Origin of the sequence: Alcaligenes faecalis (assembly GCF_002443155.1) — a bacterium.
Taxonomy (GTDB): domain Bacteria; phylum Pseudomonadota; class Gammaproteobacteria; order Burkholderiales; family Burkholderiaceae_B; genus Alcaligenes; species Alcaligenes faecalis.
In genome coordinates this window covers 3,580,846-3,597,075 of sequence record NZ_CP023667.1, presented here as the reverse complement: position 1 = coordinate 3,597,075, position 16,230 = coordinate 3,580,846, and the positions used below count along the sequence as shown (strand labels likewise).

Genomic DNA, 16,230 nt, shown 5'->3' with positions numbered 1-16,230 from the left:
GATGAATACGACTGCATCATCTGCGTCTACGGAGGCTACGGCCAGCCGCCGTTTCCGGGATTATCGTGTCCTGGAAAAGCAGCGCGAAAGCGAAGTGATTACTTCGTTTGTACTGCAGCCGGTGGACGGTGTTATGCCGCCTTATCAGCCGGGTCAGTATCTGGTGTTCCGTCTGGAGATTGACGGGCAAACCGTGCTGCGCAATTACAGCGTGTCGGGGGATCCCGACTGCACGGAGCGTCTGCGCATTTCCGTCAAACACGAGAAGGCCCCGGCCGGGTCAAGCGTGGCCGATGGCTTGGCCTCCTCCTATCTGCATCAACAGGTGCAGCCGGGCGATGTGCTGAGCGCGGCCGGCCCCATGGGCGAGTTCGTGCTGGACGAGAGCAGCCAGCGGCCTGTGGTGCTGCTAAGCGGCGGCGTGGGCCAGACCCCTTTGCTGGCCATGCTGCATCGCTTGCTTAAACGCAGTCAGCGTAAGGTGTATGTGATTCATGCCTGTGATAACAGCGTGGTGCATGCCTTTGCGGATGAGATGCGCGAGCTGGTGGCACAACGCGAAGGTGTGCAGCTTTACTTCTGCTATCGCAACCCGACGGAAGATGATGAGCAAGCCGGTTTGCACCATGTGGCGGGACTGATTACACGTGAGCAGTTGCAGCGTTGGCTGCCACTGGATGATTACGAGTTTTACCTGTGTGGGCCTGGTGCCTTCATGCAGAGCAATTACGGTGTGTTGCGTAGCTTGGGTGTGGCGCGAGAGCGCATTCACTACGAGTTTTTTGGCCCGGCCACGGTGCTGGAAAACACCCTGGCTGGCGATACTGCCGCCAGCACGGTTCAGCCTGAGGGGCAAACGGCCATGGTCTCCAGCGCCGCAGGGGTGAACGCAGAGCAGGCGTTGCTCCCCGCCATCACTGAAGCTGCTGCGCAAACCAGTGCTGAAACCGCCGTGGATGCGACGCAAACCGTGACGTTCCTGCCCGACGGTCGTCAGGCCCAATGGCATGAGGACTGTCCTTCCTTGCTGGATCTGGCTGAAGAAACGGGCTTGAGCCCGGACTTCAATTGCCGGGCCGGCCTGTGCAATACCTGCATGTGCACTCTGGTATCGGGCGAGGTCGATTATTTTGAAGAGCCTCTGGACCCTGTGCCAGAGGGCAAAGTCTTGTTGTGCTGTTCCCGTCCCCGTGGTCCGGTGGCTGTGGAATTACCTTAAGAGTTTTTCAATTGCTTGTTGAGGTTTGCCCCGTCCTTTTGGGACGGGGCTTTTTTTCAAAAAAATCATATGCTTCCTTGTTGGAGGTCAGGCGGATTTTCGATGTCTGGAGCTGGGGGCGTGGACATGGGGACTGTTGAAGTGGTGGTCCTACATAGACTGGCTACCTTGCTATAACTGGGCTTGCTCGATTATCCAATCCCTAAAGGCACGGACCTCTGCTCTTTGCGTCGTGTCAGGCAAGGTCACCAGGTAGTAGGCAAAGCGCGCTGGCCAAGGCTTGTCCAGCACTTGCACCAAGCGGCCTGCGGCTATTTCATCCTGCGCATATTCCTGCGGTATCAAGGCCAACCCCAGGCCCGCAATCGCACCGCGTATCAGCAGGTAATCATCCTCGAAAGCCGTGCCTCTATCGGCGCGTGCATCGTCCTCCACCCCGTGGGCAGACAGCCAAAGCGCCCAGTCGGCCCGGTCGGCATCTTGCAGCAGTGGCCACTCCAGGCAATCTGCTGGTTCCTGAATGACTGGCTTGTCTTGCAGCAACGCAGGGCTGGCTACAGGCAGCAAGACAGGGGCCATCAAGGGCTCGGCCTGCAAGCCGGGATACACGCCCAGGCCGTGGCGAATGGCGATATCCACTTTGTCGCGACGCAGGTCCACCAGCGTGGGGGACGCCTCCACACGGATTTCGATATCGGGATGGCGTTGCTTGAAGTCGGCCAGCCGGGGAATCAGCCAGGATGCGGCAAAGGAAGGCACGGTGCTGATCGTCAGTGTCTTCCTTTGCTTGGTGGCTTCCAGCGTGTGCATGGCCTGTTCGATCTGGTCGAACGCCGTCAGCAGGACAGGGTAGACCTGATCACCTGCTTCGCTCAGGCTCATTTTGTGGTGGCTGCGCACAAACAGTGTCACGCCCAAGCGATCTTCCAGTAGCCGGATTTGCTGGCTGACTGCGCCCGAGGTCACGCCCAGCGCCTGGGCGGCCAGCTTGATGCTGCCGTGGCGTCCGACTTCGGTAAAGGCGCGCAGAGCCTGCAGAGGAAAGACAGGATTCATGGTTTAGTTTATCTAAATCTTTAAAGCAGATTTAATCGTTTTTATTTGTCCATATAGCTGGGGAAAATAGGCTTCTGAATCGTTTTTAAAGTTTAGCTTATCTATATACAAAAGAAGAGCGAACTTTCAGTTTGGGAGCTGCACCATGATTGATCTGTACACCGATAGTTCGCCCAACGGTTTTAAGGCGACCATCGCCCTGGAAGAGCTGGCGCTTCCATATCGCCTGCATCACGTGCGTATTGAAGCGAACGAGCATAAGCAGCCGGAGTTTCTGGCTCTGAATCCGCATGGGCGTATCCCGGTGATGAGGGATGATGAAACAGGTGTTGTCCTGTTCGAGTCCGCCGCGATCCTGTTGTATCTGGCGGAGAAAACCGGCCAATTGCTTTCAAAAGATCCTGTTCAGCGCTGGGAAACGATCAAATGGCTGCAATTTCATTCCTCCAGCGTGGGGCCGATTCTGGGCCAGCGTGTGCATTTCGAGCTGTTCGCGCAAGAGAAGATTCCGGCCGCCATCGAGCGCTACCGCCGTCTGGTGAATGATCTGTTCACCGTGCTGGATACACGCTTGGCAGACCATCCTTATCTGGCAGGAAAGGACTATTCCATTGCCGACATTGCGCATTTTGGCTGGACGCATATTGCGCGAATTATCGACTTTGATTTCAGCCAGTACTCGCATATGAGTGCCTGGCATGAGCGCGTGGCCCAACGCCCCGCAGTCCGTATGGGCATCACCTTGCCTGAACCTGCTACCGGTGCTTGAGGGGAAAACGTCATGACGATTGAAACAAGCCTGACTCAAGGCGCCTCTTTCCCTGCCTTTGCCAATCACCCTGGCTATAGCCGCATGTTTGCGCCGGGTCGCCTGACCATGGGTATCTTCCTGCCTCTGCGCTTTTATCAAGGCGATATGAGTGTGCTGGCCGGACAGGCGGCCCTCGTAGAGGAGATAGACCGGCAGGATTTTGCGGCGGTGTGGGTACGTGATGTGCCCTTGTATGATCCAAATTTCGGAGATGCGGGACAGGTGTTCGACCCCTTTACCTATCTGGCTTTTCTGGCTGCTCGCACCAAGCGGGTGGCCTTGGCCACGGGCAGCACGATTTTCTCCCTGCGTCACCCGATCGACCTGGCGAAATCCGCTTTCTCCATTGATCAATTGTCCGGTGGACGCTTGGTGCTGGGTATTGCTTCCGGGGACAGGCCGGTGGAGTTTCCCGCCTACGGCGTGGAGTGGGCCGAACGGGCAGAGCGTTTTGCGCAGGCTGTCAGCTACTTCCGTCAGCTAACGCAAGCGGGGCAACTGGATATTGATTCTCCGCTGGGCCGCTTCGATACCGCAGAGCTGTTACCCAAGCCTGTGCATGGCTCCATTCCCTTGATTGTCACCAGCTCCTCGGGGCAGTCGCCCGAATGGATCGCAGAACATGCCGATGGTTGGCTGACCTATCCGGAAGCCACACATACACCGTTAGGTCCGCAAAAGCTGGCTGCCAAAATTCGGGCTTGGCGCGCCCGGATTCCAGATGGCGGTTTCCGTCCTCACATGAGCAATGAATGGCTGGATTTGGTGGATGACCCCGATTATCCACGCACACCTTTGCGCGGTGGTTTTACACTGCGTACCGGGCGCAAGGGACTGATTACCTTGCTGGAGGAGTGGCAGGCAGCGGGTGTGAATCATGCCGCTTTGGGTATTCAGTTTGCGCAGCGACCGGCGGCGGAAATTATCCAGGAGCTGGCTGAGTATGTGCTCCCGCATTTTGCCTCTCACCAGGCGCAGCCTGCCCTTGCAACAGCATGGTAGCAACAGGGGAATACAAGCATGACTAGCAGTGCAGAACAGCCAGTAGCCGATGGTATTCAGATCCGGGATTTGCAGCCGCAAGACCGGGTCGCTTGGGAGCGGCTATATCGGCAGTACGCCGAGTTTTACAAAGAGCCCATGAATGAAGAGATCCTGGCTTGTACCTGGTCCTGGCTGCTGGATGCGCAGCATCCTTTGCAGGGGAAGGTGGTAGCTACGGCGAATGGTGTGCTGCTGGGTTTGGCGCATTACCGTTCTTTCCCGGAGCCCTTGCTGGGCAAGGACGCAGGTTTTCTGGATGACTTGTTTGTGTTGCCGGAACAGCGAGGCGGCGGGCTGGGCCGCCGTTTGATTGAGGCAGTCGCCCAGGCAGGTAAGGAGCAAGGCTGGCCGTTCCTGAGCTGGATTACGGCGCAGGACAATGCGCAGGCGCGAAGGCTATACGATGGTCTGGCTCAGGCGACAGCGTGGGTGACGTATGACTTGAATCTGTAGAAGGGGGCTAGGGGCGTGTAGAAGGTGATACGTTTTTCAGGTTGCCAGTATGTAAATAACAGGAATGATGGTTTAGTTCCCGAAGGCTCGCAATTCCTTCGCTAAGGAGGAGGAGGCCAAGCGCTCTAGTGGTCTGAATGCTCCCTCCAGATAGTCCATGTCTTGGGCGGATGCATCGAACTGCTCAAAATAAGGCTTCCAGGCTCTGACGACTATCCATACTTCATGCAAGGCGCGAATGGCTTCTTGGCGGCTAGAGAAGTAGGCTGCCCAACGTGTCATTAAGTTGTCCAGGGTGGCCAGCCTTCCTTGCTCTCCTAGTTCGAGGTGCAAATAACGTTCGCTTGCCACCGTGTTCATGGGCAGAACGTCATAGAGCGGACTTAACCTCCATCCTTTGCCGACCACGTCATAGATGAAGGCGTGGTTTCTCAAGTGATCGTCATTGTTGTTGGCAAAGATGTTCAGGGCTTGGCGCTTGAATAGTTCACGTAAATCACGATCGATGAAGGTGGGCAAACAACGCTCTCGTAGTTTGAGGGCCAGTGCCTGATAGGAACTGCTTCTTGCTTCGTACTCGTCAATGCCCATCAGGGTCATAGCGGAGCAAAAGCCGATACGCCCCTCAACGGTAGAAGCATTGTGTTCTGGGGTGGAGGGCGACCAACTGTCCTGGCCGGGGGCGGGTGCTTCTCCCGGAGCTGCCCAGTAACGGTCAAATCTACGAATGAAGAGCACGCGCGCCGTGCCAACAGATTGGATATGCACGGGTGGAACGCATAGATCTGCAGCACGTGCCAATTCCAAGGTGCCAGCTTCAAGTACAGCATTGCAGGCGCGATCAGACTTGGAAGGGAATTTCGCCAGCCACAGCACATCGGATTCATCGCGAATAGATGCTTTGGGCCGGGCTCCGCCAGCCGAACCTAGGCCTTCAAAGCAGTCAGCCAGGCCCTCACCGATGTCTTCGTCATTTTCAATACGATCAGCGGCTTCAAGTAGGCGTTCAAGGCTGACCTCCCCAACTGCCGATTTCTTGGCGGGGGAATCGAGCGTCAGTCGAATATCCAGTGCGCCTACGCGATCCACTCCGGCCTCCAGTAAATAGGCGACTTCAGGTAAAACGCCCGAGCCTACTTTGAGTTTGTTTTCGATGACACGTCGACCCCATGCATCAGGGGCCGCGTCGCGCAGTCCACCAAACTCGTGCAGCCCAGGTAAGGTAAAACGTTGTATGCCTCCGTTTTCTGCCGTTAGTGGCAGTGCTGCAGGATCGATTTCAATCGCGTGTTGCCGTTGTACATAGCGCTTACCGTAGGTGAAGCTTGGCGCATCGGAATTCGCGTTCTCCAGTAGTCCTGCCGGTACAAAAGCATTGCCCTGATCGCTTTGGGCAATATGAGCAAACACAGCAACCTGACTGGGTGGTCGGCTGTATGGATTGCGCGGTTTAGAAGTCATATTTGTCCTTGGCTGGAGCGATGTTGGCCGTATTCGATGCATTTTTCCTGGAGACACGCTGTACCTTGTTGGCATTGTTGAAGCTCCGCACAGCGCCGGACTGCTCTGTGAGCAGATCCAGCAAGGTAAGTTCGGGCTCAATGGCATGGAGGTAGCGCAGGATCTGAGACATCGTTCGGCTTTCATTACCTTGCTCAAGCAGGGCGGCCGTGGACCGTGAAATACCAGCACGAGCAGCCACATCGCTTTGAGTCATTCCATGGGCGATGCGCAGTTGCTGGAGCTTCTGACCAATGGCGCTGGCTTCCTGCAAACGTTTAGGGGGGGTGCGTTGTGCCTCATCGTATTTCATAGTTGGCCCTTTCTGCCATGTTCGTCATGGACAATTCTGTGAAACATGTAGAGTCAAGACTTCTGATTTATTGACCGTAATAACAGCCCTTAAATTGATTAAGGACTGTTATTACGGTCATCTTAATTGAATTTGATTGTTTGCTGAACAGACGTGTAGTCTAATGTCCGTAATATCAGTCTTAATGACTATTAAGGTCTGTTATTACGGACATTTTGGTTAGGTTGTCCTTCTCTCCAGCAACATCAAAGCAAGCAACACCACACTGCTCATCCCCAGCCCAAACACCACCAGCGGCCATGCAGTATCCCCATCCAGCAAAGTCACTGCCAACGTACCGATCACGCTAACGATCAGGCTTTCTACGCAAAAGTAGATCGCTACGGCGGAACCGGCCACGTCGTTGAACTGGGCCAAGGCGCCATTGGCGGTGACGGATACGGTCATCACAATGCCAATGGCGGCCAGCCACATGGGCAGGATAAAGCTGGCAAAGGAGGGCTCCAGCAAGCGCTGTCCTGTTGCCAGCAATAGGGCGGCCAGGGCGATCAAGCCCATGCCGCGTTTCAGGCTTCCGGCGGTGCCCCAACGAGCCACAAAGGTTTTGGACAGGCGGGTGGTGGCAATCATCACCAGGGCAACGCTGGCAAAGGCCAGGCTGAAGCTCATTTCTGAATAAGCCGCTTGTCCGATCAAGACTCGTGGCGCGGTCGAGAAGTAGACAAAAAATGTCCCCATCCCGGTGGAGAAGCCCAGGGTGTAGACCCAGAACGCCGGGCTTTTGAAGACGGCCAGTGCGGATTGTTGTGACTGCATTGGTTTGGCGGGCCGGGTTTCCTGCCAACGCAACAGCGCATGGATCCAGGCCAGCAGCCCCATTCCGGCCAAGCTCAGGAAGATGGCCTGCCACCCGCCCGCACGGGCAATCAGAGCACCTGCAATCGGCCCCAAGGCGGGTACGAAAGCCAGGATGGAGCTGAACAGGCTGTAGATCACCACGCCCTCGGGGCGATCAGCATACACATCGCGCACCGTGGCAAACAAGGCCACGAGGGTGGCCGAGGCCCCCAGGGCTTGCAGCACCCGAAAACCGACAAAAGCCCAAGCGGAACTGGACAAGGCAGCGGCGGTTGAAGCCAGCACGAACAGGGCGGCGCCTGTCAGCAAAACAGGTCGTCGGCCTATGCGATCCGACAGGGGGCCAAAGAGCAGTTGCCCTGCACCCAATAGCAGCATGTACAGGCTAAGGGTCAGCTGGATGACGGCTGGAGTCGTGCCCAAAAGCTCCGGCATGGCCGGGACGACGGGCAGGTAGATATCCATCCCCAGGGAAGCGAGGATGTCGAAGGGCGCCATCAGCAGCAGGGCGGCTGGCAGCGTATAAGCCCAGGAAGAGCGTGAGGAAGACATAACAAAATTACCACTCGAAAAAGAGATCGGACGGCGTCTGTTTGTTATCAATCAGCGGGATTGGGAGTACAGAACGCCACAACAAGACTAGAGCTTGTTGCGGCTTACTCAGTTGCTGACTCAGTGCTCGTCATGCAGACGGCTCCTCACATAAATAACTTGAAAGTGTGTCGCGGGGAAAACGTTATGGCTGCGTCTGGCCCAGTCCAAAGGGGCGGGGCGCGACAGCTGACCATTATAGGGGGAGGTTTTTACGGCCTTGAAGACTCAGTCCGTGATAGCTGTTGGTTTTTTGCCCTGCAAAGTTTTGGCAAGACGCGACACCGCCTCGCTGGAGTTGCCGGTCTTGTTCTTCTTCACCCGGACGGCGGCAGCTTTCAGCAAGCGCTGGAATGTCGGGCATTGCGTATGGTTGGCGGCGGGGCAGTGGGCAGCGTGGCGCAAGCCTTCGCTCATGGCTTTCAGGCGCTTGATGGTGGCATCCAGTTGATCGGCCTTGGACAGCAGCAATTGCCTGTCTACCTGCGGAGCTCCATCGGGAGGCAGCATGGCCCGTATTTCTTCCAGCGACAAACCGCCCGCTTGCCCCAGGGCAATCAAGGCCAGTTGATCCAGCACTTGTGGCGTAAAACGACGCCTTTCTCCGGGGGCGCTGACCGCGCTGATCAGGCCTTCTTTCTCGTAGTAACGCACGGTGGAGGAGGGTAAGCCCGTTTGTTTGGCGACTTCTGAAATATCCATCTTGCACCTATTGACTTGAAGTTGACTTCAACTTCTATGATCACTCAAAACGATGTGCTTATCAATGGAAAGGATTGCCAATGTTATCGATCAATGAGTGGGTGCAGGTGATTCTGATCGGGGTCGGAGCCACTATTTTCATGGACATTTGGGGCCTGATTCAAAAGGCGATGGGCGTTGCTACGCTGAACTACGCCATGGTGGGCCGCTGGGCCGGACATTTGCTGCGTGGTCAGATCGCGCACAGCAATATCGGCAAGGCTGAACCGATTGCGGGGGAGTCTGCCCTGGGCTGGTTCATTCACTATGCCGTGGGCATTGTTTTCGCCTTTTTGCTGGTCGCGGTCTATGGCACCGCATGGCTGCAAGATCCCCGCTGGCTGCCCGCCGTCATGGTGGGCACGGTGACGGTCGTGATGCCCTTTTTTGTCATGCAGCCCGCCATGGGGGCCGGAGTGGCTGCATCGCGTACCCCTACGCCTTGGATCAATCGTTTGCGCAGCTTGCTGACACACGCGATTTTTGGTCTGGGCATGTACCTTGCGGCCTTGCTGATCCAGCAAGTGGCCTAAGGCGCTGTAATTTGTTGGGGCATCTGTCATGAGTAGCCTGAAAACCACCGGAACCATCCCGTCTGCCGTCTATCTGCTTGCCCTGAGCCTGTTTGCCATGGGCAGTGCCGAGTTTCTGATGGGCGGCATCCTGCCCATGATTGCGGAGGATCTGCGCATTTCCTTGCCTACCGCAGGCACCTTGATTTCAGCCTTTGCGGTGGGGGCGCTGATTGGTGGCCCGCCTTTTGCGATCCTGGCCTTGCGCTGGCCCAGCCGCAGTGCCTTGTTCATCAGTCAGCTGGCTTTTATTGCGGCTACGGTGGTCAGTTTGCTGGCACAGGGCTACTGGGCCATTTTGCTGGCGCGCTTTGGCATGGGGCTGGCCTATGCCTGTTTCTGGTCCGTGGCAGCGGCCACAGCTGTGCAGTTGTCGCCACCGGATCGCCGCGCCAAGGCCTTGTCCATTGTGGTCAGTGGTTTGACGGTGGCCATGGTGCTGGGCGGCCCGGCGGGTACGTACATCAGTGAGGCGACAGGCTGGCGAGGCGGTTTCTGGGCGGTGATTGCCGTCACCGTGATTTCTGCGGTCGCCGTCCTGCTGGCCTTGCCCAAGCACACTGCCCGTGATGCAAAAGCGCCGGATCTGGTCACTGAATTGCGTGCCATGAAGCGTCCCGCCCTGTGGGTGGCCTATGCCACCACCATGTTCACCACAGCTGCGTATATGGGCACCTTTGGCTATATCGCCGCCTTGCTGATGGAGGTTAGCGGTTTGAGTGCGGAATGGCTGCCGGCGGTCCTGATCCTGTTCGGTGTCGGTGCCTTTATCGGTTTGACGATAGGTGGACGTACCGCTGATGCTCAGCCGCGTGGAACCTTGGTCGCGGGGATTATTGGCTTGATTGTTAGCTCGGCCATCATCGCCTCGTTTGCCGCTTCTGTATGGGCAACGGTTGCCATGGTGTTCATGTTGGGCCTGGCTGGTTTTCTGTTGAACCCGGCAGTGTGGGGGCGCGTGTATGTGCTGGCGCCGGATGCACCCATGCTGGCAGGGGCCACCAACGCTTCCGCTTTTCAGGCTGGTTTGACCTTGGCTCCTTTGCTGGCCGGTATTCCGATCAGCCTGGGCTATGGCTTGGCCTCAGTTGCCTGGGTGGGCGTCATCATCGCGGTGGCTTCCTTGCTGTTGGCGGGGCTGGATGCACGTTTAAGCCGTACGGCGGCTCACTCCAGGTAGAAGACTGGTCCGGCCCTCTGCCGGGACCTTGTTTGCTTGCCTGATTATTGCCTTCGATCGCCGCGATACCGTGGCGATCTGGAGCGGGCGTCTCGCCCTTACCTTATGGAGTCTCCATTCATGTTCAAGACACTTGATAACGACAATTTTGATGCCGAGCTGGGCCAGGCCTCCCATGTGTATGCCGTGCGTTTCTGGGCGCAGTGGTGTGGGCCGTGCCGGGTGATGGCTCCCATTTTCAATGCTTTGGCTGACGATATGCAGGGCCGCGCCCAGTTTGGCGAGGTGGACCTGGACAAGTCGCCGGACCTGGCCGTGCGCTATGGTGTCCAGAGCATTCCGACCGTGTTGCTGTTCAAGGACGGCATGGTTATTGACCGTCTGGTGGCTGCGGTTCCCAAACAGAATTTGCTGAACTTCGTCAGTCAGCATAGCGCTTGAGCCACTAGGGTCTGTCGCTTTGCTGGCAATGGGGTGTCGGTAGGGTGGCAGACCTGGCTCGCCGGGTGCAAGACAGCTTTGGGCGGTCGTTTTACCTGTATAAACAGGTGGAGCAGACTGCCGTTTTTCATAATCGCGATTTTTTGAGGTGTCAGATGACTGCCATTTCTACAGCGGCTTTTCTTGATTCTTACTTTGCCCGTATCGGCTATCAGGGGCCGGTGGAACCGAGCCTGGAAGTGTTGCAGCAGCTGCATTTGCTGCACCCGCAAGCGATCCCGTTTGAGAACATTGCGCCCTACCGGGGAGACAGTGTGCCCCTGGATCTGGAGGCTATTGTGGACAAGCTGATTCACCGCCGACGCGGTGGTTATTGCTTCGAGCACAACACGCTGTTTCTGGCGGTTTTGCAGCAGATGGGCTTTAACGTCACGCCTTTGATTGCCCGCGTGCGCTGGCAAGTCCCCGCCGAGGTGGAAACCGGTTTGACGCATATGTTGCTGCGAGTTGAGATTGAAGGCCGTAGCTGGTTTGCGGATGTTGCTTTTGGCTCCACCACGCAAACGGCGCCTTTGGAGTTTGTGCTGGATACGCCGCAAACAACGCCACATGGCATGTATCGGATTACGCAGGCCGGAGAAGTGCTGAGCTTGCAGTTCCAGACCCTTAGTGGCTGGCAGACGGTGTATCAGTACGGCTTGGCTCCGGCCTCGCAGATCGATTTTGAAATCGGTAATTGGTACACCTCGACCTATCCGCAGTCGGTGTTCTTGAACAGCCTGCTGATCAGCCGCACCCAGCCCGGTATACGCGAGCTAATGGTCAATGACACGTATACACAGCGGGACAATGCGCGCCTGTCGCAACGGCATCAGTACAAGGACGCGGCCGCCTGGGCTGAATGCCTGCAGTCACGCTTGGGCCTGACATTAAGCCGCGAAGAAGCCCAGGAGTTGTTTTTGTGTGTGAGTCAGTCCCAGGATGCCGCTTCCGAGCTGACAGGAGGGTGATGGCTGGGGTTAGGCCTGTTGTGTGGGCAAGGCCAGCCATTCCTGAGCTGTAATGCGGCTGATGTGTTCAGTCCGGTAGTCCTGCAGGAACTGGTTGTACTTGTTTTCCTCAGTGTGATGATGGCGAAAGCCGCACTTGGTTTGCGCAATTTGCGATTGGGCATTGTTGGCAAAGTAGCCGCACCACAGGGCCTTCAGCTTCAGCGTTTCAAAAGCGTGTCGCATCACTTCGCGCACGGCCTCGGGAATCAAGCCCTGACCCCAGTAAGGCACGCCGATCCAATAGGCAATTTCGCCTTCTTCTTCACTAATCTCGAAGTTGCTGTTCTTGCCGATCAGGATGCCAACGCACCCAACAGCTCGGCCATTGTCCTTGTGCTCGACGGCATACACTTCGGGCATATTGAAAACTGTGCGGATAATTTCAGCACTTTCCTCAACGCTGGTATGAACCGGCCAACCGGCAATCGGGCCGACTCGGTCGTCCTTGGCGTATTCGTATAAATCCTCGGCGTCGCTGTCCTGCCAGGGGCGTAAAATCAGCCTTTCTGTTTGGAGTTTCATTTTCTTTACTCACTAATTAAGCAGAAAACAGAATAGAACCTGGCGGCTTCAGGGAACAGAGCAGGAACTTGGCAGTTTCGGTACTTTTAGAAAATCTTGCGGATTGCCGGGCCGTAAAGGAAAGACGAATACCATGCATCAGATTCCACAATTATTCAGTGCCAAAGACAGCTGGCTGACAGGCGAGACAACGCTGGCGGAAGGCGTGGGAATACCTTTGTCTTTTGGTCATACCTATATGACCTTGATGATCTGCCTGTCGGGCCGCGCTCTGGTCAGCCTGAACTTCAAGGATCAGCTTGTACGTCCTCATGATGTGCTGGTGCTGGCGGAGGATACGATTGCGCTGCTGAAACGGCGTTCGCACAGTTTCAAGGTGTTTTTCCTGTTGATGCCCAAGAACCTGGCCTCAGAAGTGGCGTATCAGTTGCCTAACCCCTTGTTTGTATTCCTGCATGACAATCCGCTGTGTGTGCTCCCGCGGAAAGAGCGGGCTTTGCTGGCTGCCTGGCTGGTGCAGCTACGCGAGATTGTGCAGACTCGCACCTTGTATCAGCACATCATGCTGCGCAATCAGCTGCAGAACTTCTTTCTGCGCATTGCCGAGCAGATTCCGCCTGAATATCAGGGTAGTCAGCAGTTCAGCCGCAAGGAAATGATCAGTTGGCGGTTTTGGGAGCTGGTTGGCCAGCATTGTCGGGAGCATAGGGAGGTGAAGTTTTATGCCGATGCGCTCAACATCACCCCGTTTTATCTATCTCAGTTGAGCAAAGAGTTTTTCAACGACAGTCCCAAGGCCTTGATCGACAGGCAGGTGGTTTTGGAGATCAAGGCACTGCTTTCCTACAGCCGGCTGGCGATCGGGCAGATTGCCGATCAGCTGAATTTTGAGGATCCCTCTTATCTGTGCCGGTACTTCAAGCGCCACACAGGCTTGTCGTTGACCCGCTATCGCCAGCATGAGCAGGCTCGTTCCGGTGTGGTTGGCAATTGATCAGCTCAAGGGTTGGTCGTGCTAGGTCAATGCGACAAGAAAATGGCGACGGTGTATGACTCAGAAGGCCAGAAGCCTGTGCGCCTGATCGATGCGTTTGTGAGTCAAACTCTAGGCAGAGCAGATTTACGGCCTACATCTTGCCGGTGAATTTATAGCGATCCCCCGGATGCCACAGCCTGGCGTGAGTCGTGAACTGATCGCTGGAAAAAGTGCGGCGGTCCATCACCAAACAGGGCTGCTGCTCTTTCATGTGCAGGGCCTGTGCGATTCCCGTAGGCGGCACCAGCACTTCAATGCTGTAAAAGCCGGTCGGCAAGGGAGCAACCCGCACCAGATACTCATTAGGCGTGATCTGGCTCCAGTCCTGCTCCATGTAATCCGGCGCCATTTGCGCATCCACCAGACGATCCTCGTACTGGATAGGCAAGCCGTTTTCGGCATGAACAATAATGGAATGAAACAGCGCCGCGCCCGGTGCAATGCCATACAGCCGCGCTTGAGACGGGCTGGCGTGCAGCCGCTCCATGCTCAGCACCTGACAGCTGTGTTGGTGGCCGCGCTCCCGTATGTCCTGCGCGATGCTGCGTATCTCGATCAGGGTGGACTGGAATTTGGGCTGCGCCACATAGGTGCCCGAGCCTTTGATGCGAACCAGCAGCTCATCATTTGTCAGTTCCCGCAGCGCGCGGTTGACCGTCATGCGCGACACGCCAAACTGCTCGCATAAAGCCAGTTCGGTAGGGATCAGATCACCTTCACGCCATTGGCCGGACTGGATTTTCTCCAGCACAAAATTCTTGATTTGCAGATAGGCAGGCATGCTTGGTTCAGTTGACGAATGACTCGTCTGGGGGACATCCATTTTTATGCTTTCCTGTAGGACGTGTTCTCACGCAAAAGAGTCTCGCGCAGGCCAGATCCGAGGTCGTGCACCAGGCCGCGGGTGATGCTTTGCCATGCTTACATCCACGGGCTTGTGCAAGGCTCTCTTTTATATGTATAGACAACTTGGAAAAATGACTATACATTGGCATGAGCTTACAAGAAAACCGTTGTTTTGTCGGCGCTTGGACCTGCCTTCCGCGTGTGGAAACAGCCTGCCAGATAGAACCAGCGCGTATCCAGAGACACCTCAGATGGAGGACAGCATCATGCCTGATCATCACACTTCGGCGGCCAGCCAAGATCCCCGTTTCGATCCTGCGCGGCAGATTCATGCCCCTACGGGTACACAGCTCAGTTGCAAGAACTGGGTGGCGGAAGCCGCGTACCGTATGATTCAGAACAATCTGGACCCGGCCGTGGCCGAGAATCCCCAGCATCTGGTGGTGTACGGCGGCATCGGGCGTGCGGCCCGGAACTGGGAGTGCTACGACCAGATTCTGGCCAGCCTGCGTCAGCTGGAAGATGACCAGACTTTGCTGATTCAGTCCGGCAAGCCGGTGGGGGTGTTCCGTACGCATAGTGATGCACCGCGCGTGCTGCTGGCCAATTCGAATCTGGTCCCTAAATGGGCCACGTGGGAGAAGTTTCACGAGCTGGATCAGGCCGGTTTGTTCATGTACGGACAGATGACGGCGGGTAGCTGGATCTACATTGGCAGCCAGGGCATTGTGCAAGGCACGTACGAGACGTTTGCTGAAGCAGGTCGTCAGCATTTTGGTGGTTCGCTGGCCGGGCGCTGGATTCTGACTGCTGGCCTGGGTGGCATGGGTGGCGCACAGCCCTTGGCTGCCAGCTTTGCCGGGGCGGTATCGCTGACGATTGAATGCAAGCAAAGCAGTATCGACTTCCGTTTGCAGACTCGTTATCTGGATAAGCAGGCGCGCGATCTGGGCCATGCGTTGGAGCTGATTGCCCAGCACACGGCCGCCAAGGAGGCTGTGTCGATTGGCTTGCTGGGTAATGCCGCCGATATATTGCCCGAACTGGTGCGACGCGCCCAAGCCGGTGGTTTGAAACCTGATCTGGTGACGGACCAGACATCCGCCCACGATCTGCTCAATGGCTATTTGCCTTCGGGGTGGACGGTGGAGCAGTGGCAGGCGGCGCAGAAAGACCCGGCGCAACACGCCCGCATTCAGCAAGCCGCAGCCAAGTCTTGCGCCGTTCATGTACAAGCCATGCTGGATTTTCAGAAAATGGGTATTCCGGTTGTGGACTACGGCAATAACATTCGCCAGGTCGCGTTTGATGAAGGCGTGGCCAATGCCTTCGATTTTCCCGGTTTTGTACCTGCCTATATTCGCCCCTTGTTTTGCGAGGGCAAAGGCCCGTTCCGTTGGGTGGCCTTGTCGGGCGACCCGGAAGATATTTACAAAACCGATCAAAAAATCAAAGAGCTGTTCCCCGACAATCAGCACGTGCATCGCTGGCTGGACATGGCGCAGGAACGCATTGCTTTCCAGGGCTTGCCTTCACGAATTTGCTGGCTGGGGCTGGGCGAGCGTCACCGCGCCGGTCTGGCCTTTAACGAAATGGTGCGCAAAGGCGAGCTGAAAGCACCGATTGTGATTGGTCGTGACCATCTGGATACCGGCTCGGTGGCCAGCCCCAACCGCGAAACCGAAAGCATGCGTGATGGCACGGATGCCGTGTCGGACTGGCCTTTGTTGAATGCCTTGCTGAATACCGCAGGCGGGGCGAGCTGGGTCTCGCTGCACCACGGGGGCGGAGTAGGCATGGGTTACAGCCAGCACGCAGGCATGGTGATAGTGGCTGACGGTAGCGAGCAGGCCGCGGCCCGTCTGGAGCGGGTCTTGATTAACGATTGCGCCAGTGGTGTGATGCGCCATGCGGATGCCGGCTACGAGCTGGCGATTCAAACAGCCAAGAATTTCGGGCTGACACTGCCCATGATCAAGTAAGAAAAACAGGACA

At 56.6% G+C, this 16,230-nt stretch carries 17 protein-coding genes; 10 read left to right on the top strand and 7 right to left on the bottom strand.

The window, feature by feature from the left end; genetic code table 11:
- The first annotated feature begins 1 nt into the window (after window position 1).
- Window positions 2-1,219: a 2Fe-2S iron-sulfur cluster-binding protein gene (locus CPY64_RS16725; protein ID WP_042485442.1), complete on the top strand. Its 1,218-nt coding sequence runs from the start codon at window positions 2-4 to the stop codon at window positions 1,217-1,219.
- A 171-nt stretch (window positions 1,220-1,390) separates the two neighbouring features.
- Here CPY64_RS16725 and gcvA read toward each other — a convergent pair whose 3' ends face one another.
- The gene (gcvA, locus tag CPY64_RS16720; RefSeq protein WP_042485444.1) at window positions 1,391-2,275 is read right to left on the bottom strand and encodes a transcriptional regulator GcvA; all 885 of its coding nucleotides are present in this window, start codon (window positions 2,273-2,275) and stop codon (window positions 1,391-1,393) included.
- 145 nt (window positions 2,276-2,420) lie between these two features.
- Between gcvA and CPY64_RS16715 the strand changes: the two genes are divergently transcribed.
- From CPY64_RS16715 to CPY64_RS16705, 3 genes are read left to right on the top strand one after another with little or no spacing between them, the layout of a single operon-like run.
- The gene (locus tag CPY64_RS16715) at window positions 2,421-3,044 is read left to right on the top strand and encodes a glutathione S-transferase family protein (protein ID WP_042485446.1); all 624 of its coding nucleotides are present in this window, start codon (window positions 2,421-2,423) and stop codon (window positions 3,042-3,044) included.
- 12 nt (window positions 3,045-3,056) lie between these two features.
- Window positions 3,057-4,088 carry an LLM class oxidoreductase gene (locus CPY64_RS16710; RefSeq protein WP_042485448.1) on the top strand — a complete coding sequence of 344 codons (1,032 nt, stop codon included), beginning with the start codon at window positions 3,057-3,059 and terminating at the stop codon, window positions 4,086-4,088.
- A gap of 18 nt (window positions 4,089-4,106) precedes the next feature.
- Window positions 4,107-4,583: a GNAT family N-acetyltransferase gene (locus CPY64_RS16705; protein WP_042485450.1), complete on the top strand. Its 477-nt coding sequence runs from the start codon at window positions 4,107-4,109 to the stop codon at window positions 4,581-4,583.
- Window positions 4,584-4,655: 72 nt separating this feature from the next.
- Here the strand turns inward: CPY64_RS16705 and CPY64_RS16700 are convergent, their stop codons facing one another.
- The 4 genes from CPY64_RS16700 to CPY64_RS16685 form a co-directional block, all read right to left on the bottom strand.
- Entirely contained in the window at window positions 4,656-6,044 is a 1,389-nt protein-coding gene (locus CPY64_RS16700; protein ID WP_042485452.1) for a type II toxin-antitoxin system HipA family toxin, read from the bottom strand.
- The gene (locus CPY64_RS16695; protein ID WP_042485454.1) at window positions 6,034-6,396 is read right to left on the bottom strand and encodes a helix-turn-helix domain-containing protein; all 363 of its coding nucleotides are present in this window, start codon (window positions 6,394-6,396) and stop codon (window positions 6,034-6,036) included. The genes CPY64_RS16700 and CPY64_RS16695 overlap by 11 nt, the downstream gene beginning before the upstream one ends.
- A gap of 219 nt (window positions 6,397-6,615) precedes the next feature.
- The gene (gene cml, locus CPY64_RS16690) at window positions 6,616-7,806 is read right to left on the bottom strand and encodes a CmlA/FloR family chloramphenicol efflux MFS transporter (RefSeq protein ID WP_042485458.1); all 1,191 of its coding nucleotides are present in this window, start codon (window positions 7,804-7,806) and stop codon (window positions 6,616-6,618) included.
- A 267-nt stretch (window positions 7,807-8,073) separates the two neighbouring features.
- Entirely contained in the window at window positions 8,074-8,547 is a 474-nt protein-coding gene (locus CPY64_RS16685; RefSeq protein ID WP_042485461.1) for a helix-turn-helix domain-containing protein, read from the bottom strand.
- Window positions 8,548-8,627: 80 nt separating this feature from the next.
- On the opposite strand from CPY64_RS16685, the gene CPY64_RS16680 reads away from it, so the two are divergent.
- The 4 genes from CPY64_RS16680 to CPY64_RS16665 all read left to right on the top strand — a co-directional run bounded on the left by CPY64_RS16680 (window position 8,628) and on the right by CPY64_RS16665 (window position 11,789).
- Entirely contained in the window at window positions 8,628-9,119 is a 492-nt protein-coding gene (locus CPY64_RS16680; RefSeq protein WP_042485466.1) for a DUF2938 domain-containing protein, read from the top strand.
- A gap of 28 nt (window positions 9,120-9,147) precedes the next feature.
- Entirely contained in the window at window positions 9,148-10,338 is a 1,191-nt protein-coding gene (locus tag CPY64_RS16675; protein WP_042485469.1) for an MFS transporter, read from the top strand.
- A 120-nt stretch (window positions 10,339-10,458) separates the two neighbouring features.
- Window positions 10,459-10,779, top strand: a complete 321-nt coding sequence (gene trxA / locus CPY64_RS16670; protein ID WP_042485472.1) for a thioredoxin — start codon at window positions 10,459-10,461, stop codon at window positions 10,777-10,779.
- 155 nt (window positions 10,780-10,934) lie between these two features.
- Entirely contained in the window at window positions 10,935-11,789 is an 855-nt protein-coding gene (locus tag CPY64_RS16665; RefSeq protein ID WP_042485475.1) for an arylamine N-acetyltransferase family protein, read from the top strand.
- Window positions 11,790-11,798: 9 nt separating this feature from the next.
- Here CPY64_RS16665 and CPY64_RS16660 read toward each other — a convergent pair whose 3' ends face one another.
- Window positions 11,799-12,353, bottom strand: coding sequence for a GNAT family N-acetyltransferase (locus CPY64_RS16660; protein WP_042485478.1), 555 nt, complete (start codon window positions 12,351-12,353; stop codon window positions 11,799-11,801).
- 133 nt (window positions 12,354-12,486) lie between these two features.
- Between CPY64_RS16660 and CPY64_RS16655 the strand changes: the two genes are divergently transcribed.
- The gene (locus tag CPY64_RS16655) at window positions 12,487-13,347 is read left to right on the top strand and encodes a helix-turn-helix domain-containing protein (protein ID WP_042485482.1); all 861 of its coding nucleotides are present in this window, start codon (window positions 12,487-12,489) and stop codon (window positions 13,345-13,347) included.
- A 133-nt stretch (window positions 13,348-13,480) separates the two neighbouring features.
- Here the strand turns inward: CPY64_RS16655 and hutC are convergent, their stop codons facing one another.
- Complete coding sequence (gene hutC, locus CPY64_RS16650; RefSeq protein ID WP_226791410.1) at window positions 13,481-14,170, bottom strand: histidine utilization repressor; 690 nt, start codon at window positions 14,168-14,170, stop codon at window positions 13,481-13,483.
- 316 nt (window positions 14,171-14,486) lie between these two features.
- On the opposite strand from hutC, the gene hutU reads away from it, so the two are divergent.
- Window positions 14,487-16,217, top strand: a complete 1,731-nt coding sequence (gene hutU, locus CPY64_RS16645; protein ID WP_042485487.1) for a urocanate hydratase — start codon at window positions 14,487-14,489, stop codon at window positions 16,215-16,217.
- Window positions 16,218-16,230 lie beyond the last annotated feature (13 nt).